This window comes from Psychrosphaera sp. 1_MG-2023, from assembly GCF_030548245.1.
GTDB classification, from domain to species: Bacteria; Pseudomonadota; Gammaproteobacteria; order Enterobacterales; family Alteromonadaceae; genus Psychrosphaera; species Psychrosphaera algicola.
On sequence record NZ_JAUORW010000020.1, the window covers coordinates 41,350 to 58,185 of the forward strand.

Genomic DNA, 16,836 nt, shown 5'->3' on the forward strand with positions numbered 1-16,836 from the left:
AAAGACTGAAATAGCATGTTAGAATCGATTTTGTCGATTAAGTCACTTTTAAGCTGGAAGTTGTGTGAAAAATAACCATTCATTGTTCAAAATGTCCCGATATACATTAATCCTAAAGTTTTTAACCTCAGTTTTGTTGGTAAATATCTTGGTTGCCTGCTCATTAATGCCAAAAACCAATATAAAAAACATCGCAGACATGCAAACTGCAGCAGAATTATCACATTGGACGGCCCGTGGAAAAATGATGATTGCCACGAACAATGAAAAAGTATCGGGCTATTTTTATTGGCAACAAAAAGGCGACAATTTTGAATTTTCACTGAATACCTTAATTGGTATTAATATGTTCGAATTATCTGTTAACGATGATGAAGCCGAACTGACTATTGACGGTAAAACGTATTATGGACATACCGCTGAAATATTAGTTGCGCAGCTAACGGGTTATCAGTTACCTATTTCACAATTACGTTTCTGGGTCCTTGGTGTTCAGCAATCCACTGAGCAATCGACTAAAAACAATCTTAAAACCAAGACAAAGTTAGATGAGAAAGGCAGATTAAAACATATTGAAGTTTTTCATGGCGATGCTATTTGGCAAATTGATTACCAAAGTTGGCGTTCTGTGATGCAATTTGATTTACCGAAAAGCTTACAGCTAAAATCGCCGAATAATCGTATTAAACTCTCTATTACAGACTGGGCATTACAAGGTTAATCCATGACACATCAAAAACTAACCTTACCTTCACCGGCAAAGTTGAACCTATTTTTACACATTAATGGTCGGCTAGAAAACGGCTATCATGAATTGCAATCTTTGTTTCATTTTATCGATTATGGCGACACGATGACCTTTGAAACAAACGCCAGTGGGAAGATTACGCTGACTTGTAATATCAAAGCATTAGAAACTGACGATAACTTGGTCCTCAAAGCAGCAAATCTACTGGTTAACTTAACATTAAATAAGGTTGAAAAAGGCGTTCATATTACATTAAATAAACGGTTGCCAATGGGTGGTGGCGTTGGTGGAGGCTCGTCAAACGCGGCAACCACAATGTTAGCCCTCAATTCACTATGGGACTTAGGGCATTCCACCGCCGATTTAGAGGCCCTAGGGAATACACTAGGTGCCGATGTCCCTATTTTTATTCGTGGCAAAAGTTCAATTGCTGAAGGTACCGGAGACAAAATGTGTACCTATAATGTACATAATGCTTGGTATTTAGTATTAACTCCTAATGCCCATGTAAATACTAAAGAATTATTTAGTCATCCTGAACTCCCGAGAAACACGCCAAAACTCGACAATAACACGTTAAATTACAGTGGGATCACGACAGATCTAAAAAATGACTTCCAAAGTTTAGTCGTTAAAAAGTATCCAATCATTGCCAAAGCACTGCAGTGGTTGTTAGAATACGCGCCGTCTCGTATGACTGGGACAGGTGCTTGTGTTTTTGCAGAATTTGCAACTGAACAACAAGCCCAAAAAGTATTTCAACAATTGCCTGAAGAGTTATCTGGATTCGTCGCGAAAGGTTGTAATATTTCGCCGACACATCAAGTTCTTTTTGGATAATATCGTGGAGGTTACGGCAACTTTTGTCTATCCTCTGAAAATGTATCGCAACAAAGCCTTAGGAAATATCCGTGCCTGATATTAAGATTTTCGCTGGAAACGCTACCCCAGAACTTGCAGAAGTCATCAGTAAACGTCTCGACATAAACCTTGGAAACGCAACAGTTGGTCGCTTTAGCGACGGCGAAATTAGTGTCCAAATCCATGATAACGTACGTGGTTCAGATGTATTTATCGTGCAATCTACTTGTGCACCATGTAATGACAACCTAATGGAACTCATTGTTATGGTCGACGCCTTGCGTCGTGCATCTGCCGGTAGAATTACCGCAGTCATTCCATACTTTGGTTATGCCCGTCAAGACCGTCGTGTTCGTTCTGCTCGTGTTCCAATTACAGCGAAAGTTGTCGCAGACTTTTTGTCTAGCGTTGGTGTAGACCGCGTTTTAACGGTTGATTTACATGCCGAACAAATCCAAGGGTTTTTCGACGTACCAGTTGATAACGTATTTGGTAGCCCTATTCTAGTTGAAGACATGCGCAAACATGGCTTTAACATTGCCGACGATACCGTCATTGTATCACCAGATATTGGTGGTGTTGTGCGTGCTAGAGCCATCGCGAAATTATTAGATGACAAAGATTTAGCGATTATCGACAAACGTCGTCCGCAGGCGAATGTTGCACAAGTAATGCACATCATCGGTGATGTAGCAGGTCGTGACTGTATTATGGTTGATGACATGATTGATACCGGTGGTACATTATGTAAAGCGGCAGAGGCATTAAAGCAACACGGCGCAAAACGAGTATTTGCCTATGCAACTCATCCAGTATTTTCAGGCAACGCGATCGAAAACTTAAAAAATTCAGTTATTGATGAAGTTATCGTGACAGACTCTATTCCTTTGTCACCAGAAATTGCAGCATTACCAAATGTGCGTAAATTGACACTAGGTAACATGCTAGCTGAAGCAATTCGTCGTTTAAGCAACGAAGAATCTATCTCTGCGATGTTCGAACACTAATCTCGTACACATCTACCAGAGATCAAAAAAGCGACAATAAGTCGCTTTTTTTGTGCTTGTTGGTCAACGTTAAACTGAACAACGAGTCAAAGATATCAAATAAGCATCAAGAGACAATGGCTATCCCTTGATGCTGTTATTGCTAAATTACTTTTCAGTTACTTGATAAATAGTAACTGTACCACTTACTTCATTACCAATGATCAACAACGGATTTCCTGATGGGCTATCTTCAGCTGATACAAACTTGATGCTTTCAGGTCCTAAATCTCCTGCAGAATCGACGTTTTCGCAATCCATCCCTTCAGCTTCATCACATGGATTATCTAGGTCATCATCCATTTCGTAATCTACGTCAAAATCACGATTGTTGTAATGGGCAACAAAGCTAGCATTAAATGGGTTTGTTACGTCATAGACAAATAAGTCCCCGGCACGTTCTTGAGCAATAAATGCGTAGTTACGGTTTTCAATCATTCCCACATCAATAGCTTCTGGCTCACCACCTTTGTCATCTGAACGATTATCACCGGTATTCTCCGTATGTGCTGCATTAAAGTATTCACCTAGAATCGCAGATGAAATTTTACCAAACTCATCACCTGAATCGTAAACTTGATTGATGTTTTGATCCCAAATCGAAAATGAACGTGCTCCGTAGCTGTATAGCGATTCAAATTCGCCGTCGTTATCCGCATCACCCATCGACGTTGTAACTTTTAATCGACCTAAGCCATCTTTGCCACCAGAGTGATCATATATTGACTGTAACTCAGTAGATAACGTCTTATTTTCTTCATCCGGGTCAATAAGATCTTTAACTCTTACTTCTTCCGAATACGCATCGTAGTCTCGAGAGTCACCTTCATTCGCAGAAACTATAAAGGTCGCACCGTTCCAACTGTAAGTAGCAATAGAATCAGGTTGATACATACCTAATAACCCAGGTACAGATTGGAATGTCGCAAGTTCGTCCTTGTTGGTAAAGTCGAGCTCGTAGTTTGACCAATCTTTATATCCTAGCGGTTTAACTTCAACGGTCATCTTCGTTAAATCAACCACACCAATTGCATTGTTTTCTTGCAGTGATACGTAAGCCATCTTGCTATCAGCAGAAACAGCGATGTATTCAGGTTCAATATCTTTTGCTGCCGTGTTGCCCGTTGGTCCCGCAAACTTCACGCCCATTTCTTGTAAAAGGGTCATTTGTTCTTCTGGTGTATCGTAATCTTCTGGGTCTAATAAATCGCTTTTAAATACCAAATCAGAAGTGAAATTAACCGCTTCTGCTTTATCTGCAGGCACAGATGACGCCACTGCAATGACGCTAATCGTCCCTTCTGGATCTACACTATAATCAGTTGCAGGTTCACCTTCATTAGCAACCAATACCTTAGTGCCATCTGGTGTAAATGTTACCATATCTGGTAAGGCGCCAACTTCAACTGCTTTGACAAAAGTTCCTTTACCCATAACGTCTAATTCGTAAAACAGTACAGCGCCGTTATCTTGTTTTACTTTCGCTTCAACAGCGATGGCTAACAAGTTGCCCTTTATCGCTATCGAGTTTGCTCCGCCAAGCATAATTGTTTTATCTGAGTCATCAGCTTGTTTAACCAAAACTGAATCGGCATAGGTAAATGCTGTTGATGAAAGGCTATTATCGCTAGTCGGTGTACTAACAGGGACAGTAGATAATGTTGCTAAACTGATAACGTCTATTTGATTTGTAGCGCTGTTGACTGCAAACGCTGAGTTTGACGTTTTATGAAACTGAACAATTTCCGCCGCTGATTTTCCATAAACTCCTGTCGCGAAACGACCAACAATCTCGATGTTTAGTTCAACAGGATAATTTTTTCCCGCCGCACCATCAGCGCCCGCTGCGCCATCAGCACCTGCAGCACCATTTGCACCATCAGCACCGGCTTCACCAACCAGCCCTTGTTCACCTTGAATGCCCTGCTCTCCATCTTCAACTGAACATCCTGTTAAAATCCCGACAATAGTCGCACTCAATAATGTTAATTTTAAATTAGCGAAACTCATTTTATCCACTTACCTATTATTTTTATTAAATTAGGTCGAAGAGGTTAATGAACAAAGATGTAAATTTGACGGCAGTTTTGAAACAAATTTATGACCAATAAAAAGTAATATGACACTTTTTTTTAATCACAATAAAAATGACGTCTTTTTGTAATGTTCATAAAACGGTTGTGGTCTATTGACCTTTCAATTAGAATACTCCGCCTCTCATTTTTGAGGGGGTCGAGTTTTCTCTTGGTCGCGGGAGGAAACATACTTAACTTATTTAAAGTTTTTTGGAGAATTCCATGTCTGAAGCTATTTACACATTAGAAGCTACAGTTCGTTCTGATAAAGGTACGGGTGCGAGCCGCCGCCTACGTCACGACAAACAAGTTCCTGCAATTATATACGGTGCGGATAAAGAGCCGCAAAACCTAGCCCTTTCTCATAATAAAGTATGGTTAGCGCAGGAAAATGAAGGTTTCTATTCACATATCCTTACGTTAGTAATTGATGGTGCAAAAGAAGAAGTTATTCTTAAAGATATGCAACGTCACCCTTGGAAAAACCAAGTTTTACACTTAGATTTCCAACGTGTAGACGCGAAACATAAATTACACACTAAAGTTCCTGTTCACTTCGTTGGCGAAGAAGCAGCAATTAAGAAAGGTGGCGTAATTACTCACGTTGTAAATGAATTAGAAATCACTTGTCTTCCTAAGAACTTACCTGAGTTCATCGAAGTAAACGTTGCAGATATGGAAGTTGGTCAAACACTTCACATCAGTGAAATTACGTTACCAGCTGGCGTTGAATCTGTTGAGTTAACTAAAGGTGAATCTCACGACAACGCAGTTGTAACATTGCACGCTCCTAAAGGCGCTGCAGCAGCTGACGAAGACTCTGAAGAAGCAGCTGACGCTGAATAATTGAATGATTGAGCTTACGGACAATTCGTGAGTAGCACCATTCAACTTATCGTGGGCCTGGCAAATCCAGGCCCCGAATATCAACACACCCGCCATAATGCTGGAGCTTGGTTCATCGAAGAACTTTGCCGAGCCAATAATGTTTCTTTAAAAAACGATCCTAAATATTTTGGATATACCGCAAAGATCAATTTTGCTGGACAAGATATTCGTCTCTTAGTACCAACCACGTTCATGAATTTAAGCGGTAAATCAGTTGCTGCCCTTGCAAATTTCTTCAAGATAAAACCAGAAGAAATCTTAGTTGCACATGACGAACTTGATATGCAACCTGGTGTTGCCAAGTTTAAAAAAGGTGGTGGCCACGGCGGTCATAACGGATTAAAAGATATTATTGCAAAACTCGCAAACAATAGAGAATTTTATCGTCTGCGAATTGGAATTGGTCACCCCGGAAGTCGGGAAAAAGTGACAGGTTGGGTGTTGGGTAAAGCCCCCCGAAATGATCAAGAATTAATGGATGCAGCGATTGACGAAGCCGTTCGTTGCACCGAGATCTGGCTTAAACAAGATTTAAAGAAGGCGCAAAATCGCCTTCACTCGTTTAGTGCCAGTTAACAAACTAATTGCTTACATAGCAAATTAACAAAAAGGAACCATCATGGGTTTTAAATGTGGCATCGTTGGTCTACCCAATGTCGGAAAATCAACATTATTTAATGCTTTAACAAAAGCAGGTATTGAAGCAGCAAACTTCCCATTTTGTACAATTGAACCCAATACTGGTGTAGTTCCTGTTCCAGATCTTCGATTAGACAAGTTGGCTGCAATAGTTAATCCACAACGTATCCTGCCAACAACAATGGAATTTGTTGACATCGCTGGCCTTGTAAAAGGTGCGAGTAAAGGCGAAGGGCTTGGTAATCAATTTCTTGCTAACATTCGTGAAACCGATGCAATCGGTCACGTTGTTCGTTGTTTTGAAGACGAAAATATCGTCCACGTTGCCGGAAAAGTAAACCCACAGGAAGATATTGACGTAATCAATACTGAGTTGGCCTTGTCTGACATGGACTCAATTGATAAAGCAATTTTCCGTAACTCAAAAAAGGCCAAAGGCGGCGACAAAGACGCTAAATTTGAAAATGCGACACTTGAGAAATTAAAAGCGGTTGTTGACGAAGGTGGCATGGCTCGTTCTGTTGAGTTAACAAAAGAAGAATTAGCTGCCGTAAGCTATTTAAATCTGCTTACGATGAAACCAACCATGTATATTGCCAACGTTGCTGAAGATGGATTTGAGAACAATCCATTTTTAGATTTAGTGCGTGAAATCGCAGAAAATGAAAATGCAGTTGTCGTAGCGGTATGTGCGTCGATTGAATCTGAATTGTCTGAATTAGAGCCTGAAGACCTAGCCGAATTTATGGAAGACTTAGGTTGGGAAGAACCAGGTTTAAATCGAGTGATCCGTTCAGGTTATGAATTATTAAATCTAAATACCTATTTCACTGCAGGTGTTAAAGAAGTTAGAGCCTGGACATATACTGAAGGTTCTACTGCGCCACAAGCGGCTGGTAAAATTCATACGGACTTTGAAAAAGGCTTTATCCGAGCTGAAATCGTCAGTTATAACGACTTTGTTGAATTTGGTGGTGAAGCGGGTGCCAAAGACAACGGTAAATGGCGATTAGAAGGTAAAGATTACATTGTTAAAGATGGTGACGTAATCCATTTCCGATTTAACGTGTAAACCTATATTTATCGATAAAAGGGGCTTAAGCCCCTTTTTTAATGCCTAACGTTTATTATGAAACAAATCGCTCTTCAGAGTTACTAGGCAAAGGATTGTTATCACGCTCGAAAATATTGTTAATCAACATTATCAAATTTACATTTTTTGTTCCGTTTACCAAAAAATTCATATTATTTTAAAAAAATAGCAATTTTATGTCCGACAAATGACGACATAAAGTCAAAGTTAGGTCTATTTAGTCAAATTTATCCCTATTACAAAATCTATTTTTTACCGAGCAGCCAAAATAAGTTTAAACAGACAAACTTAAACTGAGTATTTTTTAACTATAAATCATGCTCTTTTTCGCCAATATGAACAAATTAAAAGCAAACGCACTATTTTTTACAATTTTCTTCAAAAATGGGTTGACGTTAAAAGGCGTCATCAGCATAATACGCGCCATCGCTTGAGGCGGTATTCAAGAGTGGCTACGTAGCTCAGCTGGTTAGAGCACATCACTCATAATGATGGGGTCCCCTGTTCAAATCAGGGCGTAGCCACCAATTCTTGAATTCCCTACCATGCTCAAGAGAAAAAAATTTGCGGGAGTGGCGGAATTGGTAGACGCGCTGGATTTAGGTTCCAGTATCTTAGGATGTGAGAGTTCAAGTCTCTCCTTCCGCACCATTATAAATATGTGGAACACATATTCAAAAAGTTTCAGTTGGGATATCGCCAAGCGGTAAGGCAGCGGGTTTTGATCTCGCCATTCCCAGGTTCAAATCCTGGTATCCCAGCCATCTCTTAATTGGGATATCGCCAAGCGGTAAGGCAGCGGGTTTTGATCTCGCCATTCCCAGGTTCAAATCCTGGTATCCCAGCCAAATTAAGGCCTTGCTTATGCGAGGCCTTTTTTTTATCTATCCCTTCCGGCTATTTAATTTGCTTGTTGTAGCAAAATTAAACTACACTGACTTTAATCTAAAATTATTATTTTAAAATCAATGCGTTTAGCTACTAAGATCATTTTACTTTGCATTTTGTATTCGTCAGTTGCTGCAAGCGATGAGTATCATTACAAAAACCTATTGGTTGGTACAAAAGCCATTGGACTTGGAGGCGCCTTTACCGCCATTTCTGATGACTTATCCGCGGTATTTTTTAATCCAGCGGGATTAACCAATACGGTGAATTCTAATTCAGCCTCTATATCGACCTTTGCATGGGAAAAAACCACTTTTTATGATGCTTTCTCAGATGGCTCTGATTTTGCTCGATCTTCGTTTTCAATTGTCCCAAGCTTTTTAGGGGTAGGTAATAAAAAAGGTGACTGGCATTGGAGTATCGGTTTTGGTGTATCTGATCTGTCTACCGAACGTAATTATAGTGAAGTTGTGCATCCAATTATTGGTGACGAAAATAATACAATTGGAGAACAAACTGAGTTTGGTAATGTTGACTTGGACAATAGTTCACTGAATTTAGGTTTTGGAGCCGCTCACAGGATTAATTCAAATCTCTCATTTGGTGGCTCATTTATTGTAAAATACAAAAAATTTGAAACAATCCAAGGCTCTGGGGTCAGTCAAATATATTTTACTCCTACGGACGATATCTATTCGGGCTTTAGTGCATTGCGCAGAATAAAAGATGAAACAATACTAATTACACCAACTTTAGGGATCTTGTATCAAACACCCGCTTTGAATATCGGTTTAAAAATAGCTAAAGATTTCACGATAGACCGTTCATTTACCGCCGTTCATAATATTTTTGTTAGCTCGCCTACCCCATTACCGCCAACATCTAAGCCTGCTACGGTCGGTACTGTTGAGGGCACTGAAGCACAGGAGTCGAGCGCAAATATTACCCTAGGTTTAGCAAAACGAAGAAATAACTTTGAATGGAGTTTTGACGTTGACTATTTTAGTGAAGTCACTGTTGAAGAACACGTTATTAACGAATTCCACCCGCCTATTACCAGAGATTTAGAACGTGTCGTTAATTACTCACTTGGTTTAACCTTTTATAAAACCGATCGTAAATACTTCAGATTTGGTATTTTCACTGACAATAGTAACGGCAAAATTGACACAACACAGCCTTTCCAGCGCGTTGAGGATATCGATATGTTGGGACTTAGTGTTGATTATACGAGTGACAGCTTTGGTTTCCCAATGTCTGTCGGAGCCTATATAAAATATGGTAAAGGTGATGTCCGCCTAGGTGATCTGCGTGTCGTAGAAAAAATAGTTGGTTTACCTTTGTATCCACCTAGGAGTGAATTTGATTTATCAGAAGCGTCTAAGTCTTTATTTGTGGTATTCCTAAGCGCCAACTTTTAACCGTAAACGATTAGAAATCTAATTAAAAATCACTATAGTCCTACGGCTTTTTTAAGAGCCTGAGCTTTTAGCCACGCCTGATTGTGTACGACTCCTAAAACTATATTTCTGACAGATTTTAAGACCGCTTTGTCGTTACTAAAAGAATGATAAAATAGGTCCATCGCCCCAGACATAATTTGCGCATCTGCTTTACGTTTAAATTGATACCGACGCAACGATGACGCCAGTAAACCGTGTTGACTTAAGTCCGTATTATTTAATAACTCCATCAAGGTCTCTACGTCTTTAAAGCCTAAATTTACGCCTTGCCCTGCTAATGGGTTAATAACGTGCGCTGCATCACCCACTAAAACGACTCTGCCATTAAAATATTGATTAGCCTGCCTTCGAACGAGTGGAAAACTAGCGCTGGTCACAACATTAAAATCCCCAACCAAAGGTGGAAAACAATTTATGATTTCCTGTTTTAGTGCCTCTGGTGAAAGTTGTTTTAACTGTGCAATTGTTTGTGGTGCGTCGTACCAAATTAGACATGAATAGCCATCTTCTAGCGGTAAAAACGCTTTGGGACCAGTCTGTTGAAATTCTTGCCACGTAATATGTTGAGTTGGAAACTCAGTTTTAATGGTAATGCTGAAACAGTGCTGAGCGTATTCCCAACCGGTCGTTCCTATATGGGCAAGTTGCCGTGTTTTACTCAATGCGCCATCCGCACCAATAACCAACTTTGCAAATACATCAACTTGATTTTTTGACGAACCAGGTTCTGATAAGCGCAAAGTGACTTTGTCATCATCTTGTTTTAAAGACGACAAGTGGGCATTACTTAACGTAATTTTATTTTCCGAAGTATTTAGAATCCTATCAAATGCAGCCAACTGAATTGCTTCATTTCGAACTAAATAACCAAGATGAGGTCGTTCAATTTCTGTAGCGTCAAAAATCAATTTATTGTCGCGTTGCTCCCAGGTAGCTAATTGATCAAATCGACATTTATCGCTCTCGCCGATCGCCGACCAAATGCCCAGTGACTGCAATAAAGTCTCACTCGCCAAATTAACAGCAGATACACGCAATGGCGGTCGGGCCAATTCATCTTGTTGCGGAACGCGTTGTTCGAGCAATAAAATTGAAAGCCCCGCATTTTGCAATGCAATTGCTTGGGTTGCTCCAACCATGCCACCGCCAACAACGACAACATCAAACTGACATAGATTTAATGAATTTAAGTCGACCACTGTTCTTATTCCTAACGATAATTCTCCGCATTATGCCTGAATTATCTATGATTTGAAGATAGTTAGAAGATCAAGTCAGTTAATTAACCATATTCCCTTTAATCCATACTCTTTTAACTGTAAAATACGCGGCCATTTAAAGAATTAACTTTTCACGGTGAAGTGAGTAACTCATTTACCCAAAAATGATTATTCCCACAGATATTGATGACGAGAGAAGAATGACGAAAAAACTACATATTAAAACTTGGGGCTGCCAAATGAACGAGTATGACTCGCAAAAAATGGCGGACTTACTCGATGACAGTCATGGATATGAGTTTACGGACGAAGCAGAAGATGCCGACGTAATTCTTTTGAACACCTGTTCTATTCGCGAAAAAGCACAGGAAAAAGTATTTCATCAATTAGGCCGTTGGAAAAACCTAAAGGCAAAAAAACCAAGTTTGATCATTGGTGTAGGCGGTTGTGTTGCTTCTCAAGAAGGCCAACATATTCGTGACCGTGCCCCATATGTTGATATGGTCTTTGGCCCTCAGACTTTGCACCGCTTACCTGAAATGATTGAACAAATTAAAGCAGGCGACGGCGCATCAGTAATTGATATTTCATTCCCTGAGATTGAAAAATTCGACCGATTACCAGAACCGACGACTAATGGCCCAAGCGCGTTTGTGTCGATAATGGAAGGTTGCAGCAAATACTGTACGTTCTGTGTTGTTCCATATACCCGCGGCGAAGAAGTATCACGTCCTGTGGACGATGTATTATATGAAATCGCTCAACTCGCTGAACAAGGTGTTCGTGAAGTCAATTTGTTAGGTCAAAACGTAAATGCGTTCCGTGGGGCAACTCATGACGGCGAAATTTGTCATTTTAGCGAATTACTGCGTTTAGTGGCCGCCATTGATGGTATCGACCGAATTCGTTATACGACGTCTCACCCAGTAGAATTTACAGACGATATCATTGAAGCTTATCAAGACGTTCCAGAGCTTGTCGACCACTTACATTTACCCGTGCAATCTGGTGCGGACCGTATTCTGAATTTAATGAAACGTGGCCATACTGCCATTGAATATAAATCGCAGATCAGGAAATTACGTAAAGTTCGTCCAAATATCAGTATGTCTAGCGACTTTATTATTGGTTTCCCTGGCGAAACAGCGGAAGACCATGGCAAGACCATGAAGCTGATTGAAGATATCGGTTTTGACCACAGCTTTAGTTTTATCTACAGTGCTCGTCCTGGTACGCCAGCGGCTGATTTACCAGACGACATTTCTGAGAAAGAGAAAAAAGAGCGTTTGCACGAATTACAAAAAGTCATCACCCATCAAGCGATGTTGATTTCTCGTCAAATGATAAACACTGAGCAACGTATTTTGGTTGAAGGTCCTTCAATTAAAAATCCAATGGAACTGCGTGGTCGTACTGAAAATAATCGTGTAGTTAATTTTGAAGGCCCGCATTCTCTAATTGGTGGATTTGCTGATGTTAAAGTTGTCGACGTTTACACCAACTCATTACGTGGTGAATTTATTCGCGGCGAAGATGAAATGGGCTTACGTCAAGATACAACACCTGCGGAAATATTGGCAAAAAGACAAAACTTACAAGATGATTTAGGCGTTTCTACTTACGCTCCATAAGTTTATTGCACAAGCAAATATAAAGGAATTTTAGATTGTCTAAAAAAATTAATACAGTGGAAATATTTTTAGAACCAGCCGACAAAGATCGGTTGGCTTCATTAATAGGTCCTTATGATGACAATATCAAACATATTGAACGTCGCATGGGTGTTGAAGTCACTTATCAAGGCAACAAATTTAAAATTGTTGGTAACCCGTTAAATATCGCCGCTGTAACTGACGTTCTAAAAAACCTTTATATTGAAACTCAGCCCAATAGTAAGCATAAAAATAAAGTCAAAGCTCAGGAATTAACCCCTGACCAAGTTCATCTTGCAGTGCAAGGTTCTAAGTTATTAGATCAATCCAGTGACAGCACTGATGACGACATCGTGGTTCGTACCCGTAAAGGCAATATCAAACCACGTAATCAGAATCAAGTTGCGTATGTTAGAAACGTATTAAATCATGACATCACTTTTGGTATTGGTCCTGCAGGTACGGGTAAAACTTACCTAGCCGTTGCCTGCGCTGTAGATGCGTTAGAACGTCAAGAGGTACGCCGCATATTGTTGACTCGCCCTGCTGTTGAGGCAGGTGAAAAACTTGGTTTCTTACCTGGTGACTTAAGCCAAAAGATAGACCCTTATTTACGTCCTCTATACGATGCTCTATTTGAAATGCTTGGCTTCGAGAAGGTTGAACGCCTCATCGAACGTAACGTTATTGAAGTAGCACCGCTTGCTTATATGCGTGGCCGAACATTAAATGACGCCTTTATAATTCTTGACGAAAGTCAAAATACCACCGTCGAACAAATGAAAATGTTTTTAACTCGCATTGGTTTTAACTCCAAAGCGGTTATTACCGGCGACATTACTCAAATAGATTTACCTCGTGGTGCTAAATCAGGTTTACGCCAGTCAATTGAAGTATTGAGTGAAGTAGAAGATATCAGCTTCAACTTCTTTATCGCTGACGATGTTGTGCGCCACCCTGTGGTTGCAAAAGTTGTTATGGCGTATGAAAAGTTTGACGAAGTACAACGCCGTGAAAAAGCTGAACGTGATAAAGCTTGGGCAGAAAAAGCAAAAGAAAAAGCGGCTAGTGAAGACAAATCAAATGATTGAACTTGACCTACAAGTTGCCACTACAGATAAGCACATTCCTACCGAACAACAGTGTAACGATTGGGTGGCGGAACTATTACCTGCCTTTCAAGAACATTCTGAACTTACGATTCGAATTGTCGATTCAGCAGAAAGTCAGCAATTAAATTGCCAATATCGCGGCAAAGATAAACCAACAAACGTTTTATCTTTTCCCGCCGAGATCCCAGATTACGTCTCACCAGAAATGGATTTTCCATTATTGGGCGATCTGATTATTTGCGCTCAAGTGGTTAATCAAGAATTTGTTGAACAAAATAAAACTTTTGAAGCCCATTGGTGTCATATGATCATCCACGGTTGCTTGCATTTACTCGGTTACGACCATATAAATGATGCAGAAGCCGAGGAAATGGAAAGTATCGAAATAGAATTTTTACAAAAAATGGGTTTCACAAATCCATATATCGATCAATAATCGGATCAGATGAAACCGATTAATATTTCATCACCAATAATTTTAAGCAACATAGGAACATTCTGACCAGAATGAGCGACGACAACCCACATAGTAGCAACGGTTCTTCAAATAAGAGCTGGATTGACAAACTTGGTCAAATCTTTAATGACGAACCGAAAACCAAAGAAGACATTATCAATGTCATTAGTGTCGCTGCTGAAAACGACCTAATTGATATCGGCACTAAAACGATGATTGATGGTGTTATGGAAATCGCTGACCTGCGGATCCGTGACATAATGATCCCGAGATCGCAAATTATCACTTTAGACTTATCAGATTCTCCTGATGTGTTTTTACCGACAATGATTGATTCAGGTCACTCACGATTTCCTGTCGTATCAGAAGACAAAGATCATGTCGAAGGTATATTACTTGCCAAAGATCTTTTGCAACTGTTAATAGACAGAGAACAAGAGATAGACTTAAAAAAACTACTACGCCCTATCGTTATAGTTCCTGAAAGCAAACGCGTAGACACCTTATTAAAAGAGTTTCGACAAAATCGTTATCATATGGCCGTTGTCGTTGATGAATACGGCGGCGTGTCTGGACTCGTCACCATTGAAGATATTCTCGAGCTTATCGTTGGAGAAATTGAAGATGAATTCGATTCTGAAGAAAACCAAACTAAAGATATTCGTAAAGTTTCGAAACATGTTTATATGGTGCAAGCATTAACCGAAGTTGATCAATTTAACGATTATTTCAAAACCGAATTCGCGAAAGAAGACGCCGATACTATCGGTGGCATTATACTTCATGAGTTTGGTCATATGCCGGAAAAAGGCGAAGAAGTCTTTATTAAAGGCATTAACTTTAAAATCCAAAGTGCTGATACACGTCGTATTCAGCAAGTCACAGTGACATTACCAAAAATGGAAGAAGAGTCCGTCGAGACTTAATATATGGAAATAAAGCCGCTGTTAAAAAAAGATTGGGTGAACAACATCCAATCTTTTTTTGTAAATAAGTTATACGCACAATACATCGCCCTATTTTTGGCTGGTGCTTTCAACCTATTTAGCTATGCGCCATTTAGTGCATGGCCAATTGTTATTATTACTTTAAGTATCCTCATCTTTGCAGTTTCGAAAGCTCAAACTGCAAAAGTCGCATTTCGATTAGGCTTTTTTTATGGACTAGGTTGGTTTGCCACTGGCATAAGTTGGATCCATGTCGCAATCGCAGACTTCGGTGGTATGCCTACAGCAATTAGTATCCTACTGATGGCGCTGTTAGACGGCTACTTAGCTCTATTTCCGGCATTAGCTTGTTACCTTACAAAACGATTTTCTATTTCAAACATTGGTTTTGCTTTTATTCCGTTTTGGCTCATTTGCGAAGCAATCAGAGGATGGTTTTTAACAGGCTTTCCCTGGTTATCAATTGGTTATACGCAGACAGATGGGCCACTCGCTGGTTATGCACCAGTCATTGGGGAATTTGGGATCCAAGCGCTTTTGCTTATTATCGCGGTGTTAATTAAAACTCTTTTGTGTCATTTGTTTTATCGAATAACTAAGTCTCAGCCAAACCCCGATACACCTAAAACACTGTCAGTTACGGCAATAACTATCCTACTAATTATTGCTGTAGGCAATGGCCTCAAATCATTGAATTGGTTTGAACAAACTGATAAATCCACCAGCATTGCTCTGGTCCAAGGTAATATTGAACAAAGCATTAAGTGGCAGCCTGAAAATGAAATGCCAACGATGCAAACGTATCTAGCCATGAGCCAGCCGCATTTTGAATCCAGCGACATTGTCATTTGGCCAGAAGCAGCAGTGCCTCGATTAGAAGTAATTTCTAATGACTTCCTAAGGGAAATTGATTTAATCGCGGCAAATTCCAATACCGCGTTAATTACAGGTATCGTTGACTACCAACCTGAAACCAATAAAGCCTTTAACAATATTATTGCTTTAGGAAAAAAATACAGTAACGACTCATTTGGACACTACAAATACCTGCACAATAATCGATTTAGTAAACACCACTTGCTTCCCATCGGTGAGTTTGTGCCTTTTGAATCATTCCTACGAAAACTTGGGCCTCTATTTGACCTGCCTATGTCATCATTTAGTCGCGGGGCTTATGCGCAAGACAACTTAATTGCCAATGACGTTCATATCTCACCAGCTATTTGCTTTGAAGTTGCATTTTCTAATCAGGTAAGAGCAAATATCTATCAAGGTGAACACGCCAGTGACTTAATACTCACCGTAAGCAATGACGCTTGGTTTGGTAACTCCCACGGGCCTTGGCAACATTTGCAAATAGCCCAAATGCGAGCCATTGAATTTGCCAAGCCTGTCATCCGTGTCACCAATAATGGCGTTACAGCAGTTATCGATGGATCAGGAATGCTTGTAAAAACACTACCTCAATTTGAAGCGGCCGTTTTAACCCATGACTTAAAGCTAACAACAAGTAATACCCCCTATTATCAATACGGGAACTTACCAGTGTGGTGTGTTATCGTAATCTTCATTGCAATACTGATCTTTAAAAGAAAAACATTACAACTCAAATAGAAGCAACCTAACACGCGCTACTAAATAGCAATATTGGTCGACCAACAATCTCTGTTCCGACCCACTTTTCCCTATTTAATAATACCTTAGTTGCTTAAATTTAATTATCTGGCTATTATTTGAACTAAATTAA

14 protein-coding genes and 4 tRNA genes are annotated in these 16,836 nt (G+C 39.9%); 16 read left to right on the top strand and 2 right to left on the bottom strand.

Annotated features, from left to right (window positions below):
* Positions 1-64: 64 nt before the first annotated feature.
* The 3 genes from lolB (at position 65) to Q4575_RS16845 (ending at position 2,616) form a co-directional block, all read left to right on the top strand.
* On the top strand, positions 65-721 hold the full coding sequence (gene lolB / locus Q4575_RS16835) for a lipoprotein insertase outer membrane protein LolB (RefSeq protein WP_215962028.1): 657 nt from the start codon (positions 65-67) through the stop codon (positions 719-721).
* A 3-nt stretch (positions 722-724) separates the two neighbouring features.
* On the top strand, positions 725-1,588 hold the full coding sequence (gene ispE, locus Q4575_RS16840) for a 4-(cytidine 5'-diphospho)-2-C-methyl-D-erythritol kinase (RefSeq protein ID WP_303523582.1): 864 nt from the start codon (positions 725-727) through the stop codon (positions 1,586-1,588).
* Positions 1,589-1,659: 71 nt separating this feature from the next.
* Positions 1,660-2,616 (top strand): ribose-phosphate pyrophosphokinase, encoded by a 957-nt coding sequence (locus Q4575_RS16845; RefSeq protein WP_215962030.1) that lies wholly within the window; start codon positions 1,660-1,662, stop codon positions 2,614-2,616.
* A gap of 147 nt (positions 2,617-2,763) precedes the next feature.
* On the opposite strand, the gene Q4575_RS16850 is transcribed toward Q4575_RS16845, so the two are convergent.
* Complete coding sequence (locus Q4575_RS16850) at positions 2,764-4,665, bottom strand: choice-of-anchor I family protein (protein ID WP_215962031.1); 1,902 nt, start codon at positions 4,663-4,665, stop codon at positions 2,764-2,766.
* Between the two features lie 287 nt (positions 4,666-4,952).
* On the opposite strand from Q4575_RS16850, the gene Q4575_RS16855 reads away from it, so the two are divergent.
* The 8 genes from Q4575_RS16855 (at position 4,953) to Q4575_RS16890 (ending at position 9,659) form a co-directional block, all read left to right on the top strand.
* Positions 4,953-5,576 (top strand): 50S ribosomal protein L25/general stress protein Ctc, encoded by a 624-nt coding sequence (locus Q4575_RS16855; RefSeq protein WP_303523583.1) that lies wholly within the window; start codon positions 4,953-4,955, stop codon positions 5,574-5,576.
* A 27-nt stretch (positions 5,577-5,603) separates the two neighbouring features.
* Entirely contained in the window at positions 5,604-6,194 is a 591-nt protein-coding gene (pth, locus tag Q4575_RS16860) for an aminoacyl-tRNA hydrolase (RefSeq protein WP_215962033.1), read from the top strand.
* A gap of 43 nt (positions 6,195-6,237) precedes the next feature.
* Positions 6,238-7,329, top strand: a complete 1,092-nt coding sequence (gene ychF, locus Q4575_RS16865; protein WP_215962034.1) for a redox-regulated ATPase YchF — start codon at positions 6,238-6,240, stop codon at positions 7,327-7,329.
* A gap of 471 nt (positions 7,330-7,800) precedes the next feature.
* Positions 7,801-7,877: transfer RNA gene (locus tag Q4575_RS16870), tRNA-Met, on the top strand.
* 39 nt (positions 7,878-7,916) lie between these two features.
* Positions 7,917-8,001, top strand: a tRNA-Leu gene (locus Q4575_RS16875).
* A 38-nt stretch (positions 8,002-8,039) separates the two neighbouring features.
* A tRNA-Gln gene (locus Q4575_RS16880) sits at positions 8,040-8,114 on the top strand.
* A gap of 9 nt (positions 8,115-8,123) precedes the next feature.
* Positions 8,124-8,198, top strand: a tRNA-Gln gene (locus Q4575_RS16885).
* 120 nt (positions 8,199-8,318) lie between these two features.
* Positions 8,319-9,659 carry an OmpP1/FadL family transporter gene (locus tag Q4575_RS16890; RefSeq protein WP_215962035.1) on the top strand — a complete coding sequence of 447 codons (1,341 nt, stop codon included), beginning with the start codon at positions 8,319-8,321 and terminating at the stop codon, positions 9,657-9,659.
* Between the two features lie 32 nt (positions 9,660-9,691).
* On the opposite strand, the gene Q4575_RS16895 is transcribed toward Q4575_RS16890, so the two are convergent.
* Positions 9,692-10,900, bottom strand: coding sequence for an FAD-dependent monooxygenase (locus Q4575_RS16895; RefSeq protein WP_303523586.1), 1,209 nt, complete (start codon positions 10,898-10,900; stop codon positions 9,692-9,694).
* Positions 10,901-11,121: 221 nt separating this feature from the next.
* On the opposite strand from Q4575_RS16895, the gene miaB reads away from it, so the two are divergent.
* The 5 genes from miaB (at position 11,122) to lnt (ending at position 16,703) form a co-directional block, all read left to right on the top strand.
* The gene (miaB, locus tag Q4575_RS16900; RefSeq protein ID WP_215962037.1) at positions 11,122-12,552 is read left to right on the top strand and encodes a tRNA (N6-isopentenyl adenosine(37)-C2)-methylthiotransferase MiaB; all 1,431 of its coding nucleotides are present in this window, start codon (positions 11,122-11,124) and stop codon (positions 12,550-12,552) included.
* Positions 12,553-12,587: 35 nt separating this feature from the next.
* The gene (locus Q4575_RS16905; RefSeq protein ID WP_215962038.1) at positions 12,588-13,664 is read left to right on the top strand and encodes a PhoH family protein; all 1,077 of its coding nucleotides are present in this window, start codon (positions 12,588-12,590) and stop codon (positions 13,662-13,664) included.
* Complete coding sequence (gene ybeY, locus Q4575_RS16910) at positions 13,657-14,121, top strand: rRNA maturation RNase YbeY (protein WP_215962285.1); 465 nt, start codon at positions 13,657-13,659, stop codon at positions 14,119-14,121. Before Q4575_RS16905 ends, ybeY begins: the two co-directional genes overlap by 8 nt.
* Positions 14,122-14,192: 71 nt before the next feature.
* Entirely contained in the window at positions 14,193-15,068 is an 876-nt protein-coding gene (locus Q4575_RS16915) for an HlyC/CorC family transporter (RefSeq protein ID WP_215962039.1), read from the top strand.
* A gap of 3 nt (positions 15,069-15,071) precedes the next feature.
* Entirely contained in the window at positions 15,072-16,703 is a 1,632-nt protein-coding gene (gene lnt / locus Q4575_RS16920) for an apolipoprotein N-acyltransferase (RefSeq protein WP_303523590.1), read from the top strand.
* Positions 16,704-16,836 lie beyond the last annotated feature (133 nt).

Bases quoted from the DNA above. Each gene is read 5' to 3' on its own strand.
- ispE (WP_303523582.1), top strand. From the start codon at position 725: ATGACACATCAAAAACTAACCTTACCTTCACCGGCAAAGTTGAACCTA.
- Q4575_RS16850 (WP_215962031.1), bottom strand. From the start codon at position 4,665: ATGAGTTTCGCTAATTTAAAATTAACATTATTGAGTGCGACTATTGTC.
- Q4575_RS16855 (WP_303523583.1), top strand. From the start codon at position 4,953: ATGTCTGAAGCTATTTACACATTAGAAGCTACAGTTCGTTCTGATAAA.
- ychF (WP_215962034.1), top strand. From the start codon at position 6,238: ATGGGTTTTAAATGTGGCATCGTTGGTCTACCCAATGTCGGAAAATCA.
- Q4575_RS16890 (WP_215962035.1), top strand. From the start codon at position 8,319: ATGCGTTTAGCTACTAAGATCATTTTACTTTGCATTTTGTATTCGTCA.
- miaB (WP_215962037.1), top strand. From the start codon at position 11,122: ATGACGAAAAAACTACATATTAAAACTTGGGGCTGCCAAATGAACGAG.
- ybeY (WP_215962285.1), top strand. From the start codon at position 13,657: ATGATTGAACTTGACCTACAAGTTGCCACTACAGATAAGCACATTCCT.
- Q4575_RS16915 (WP_215962039.1), top strand. From the start codon at position 14,193: ATGAGCGACGACAACCCACATAGTAGCAACGGTTCTTCAAATAAGAGC.
- lnt (WP_303523590.1), top strand. From the start codon at position 15,072: ATGGAAATAAAGCCGCTGTTAAAAAAAGATTGGGTGAACAACATCCAA.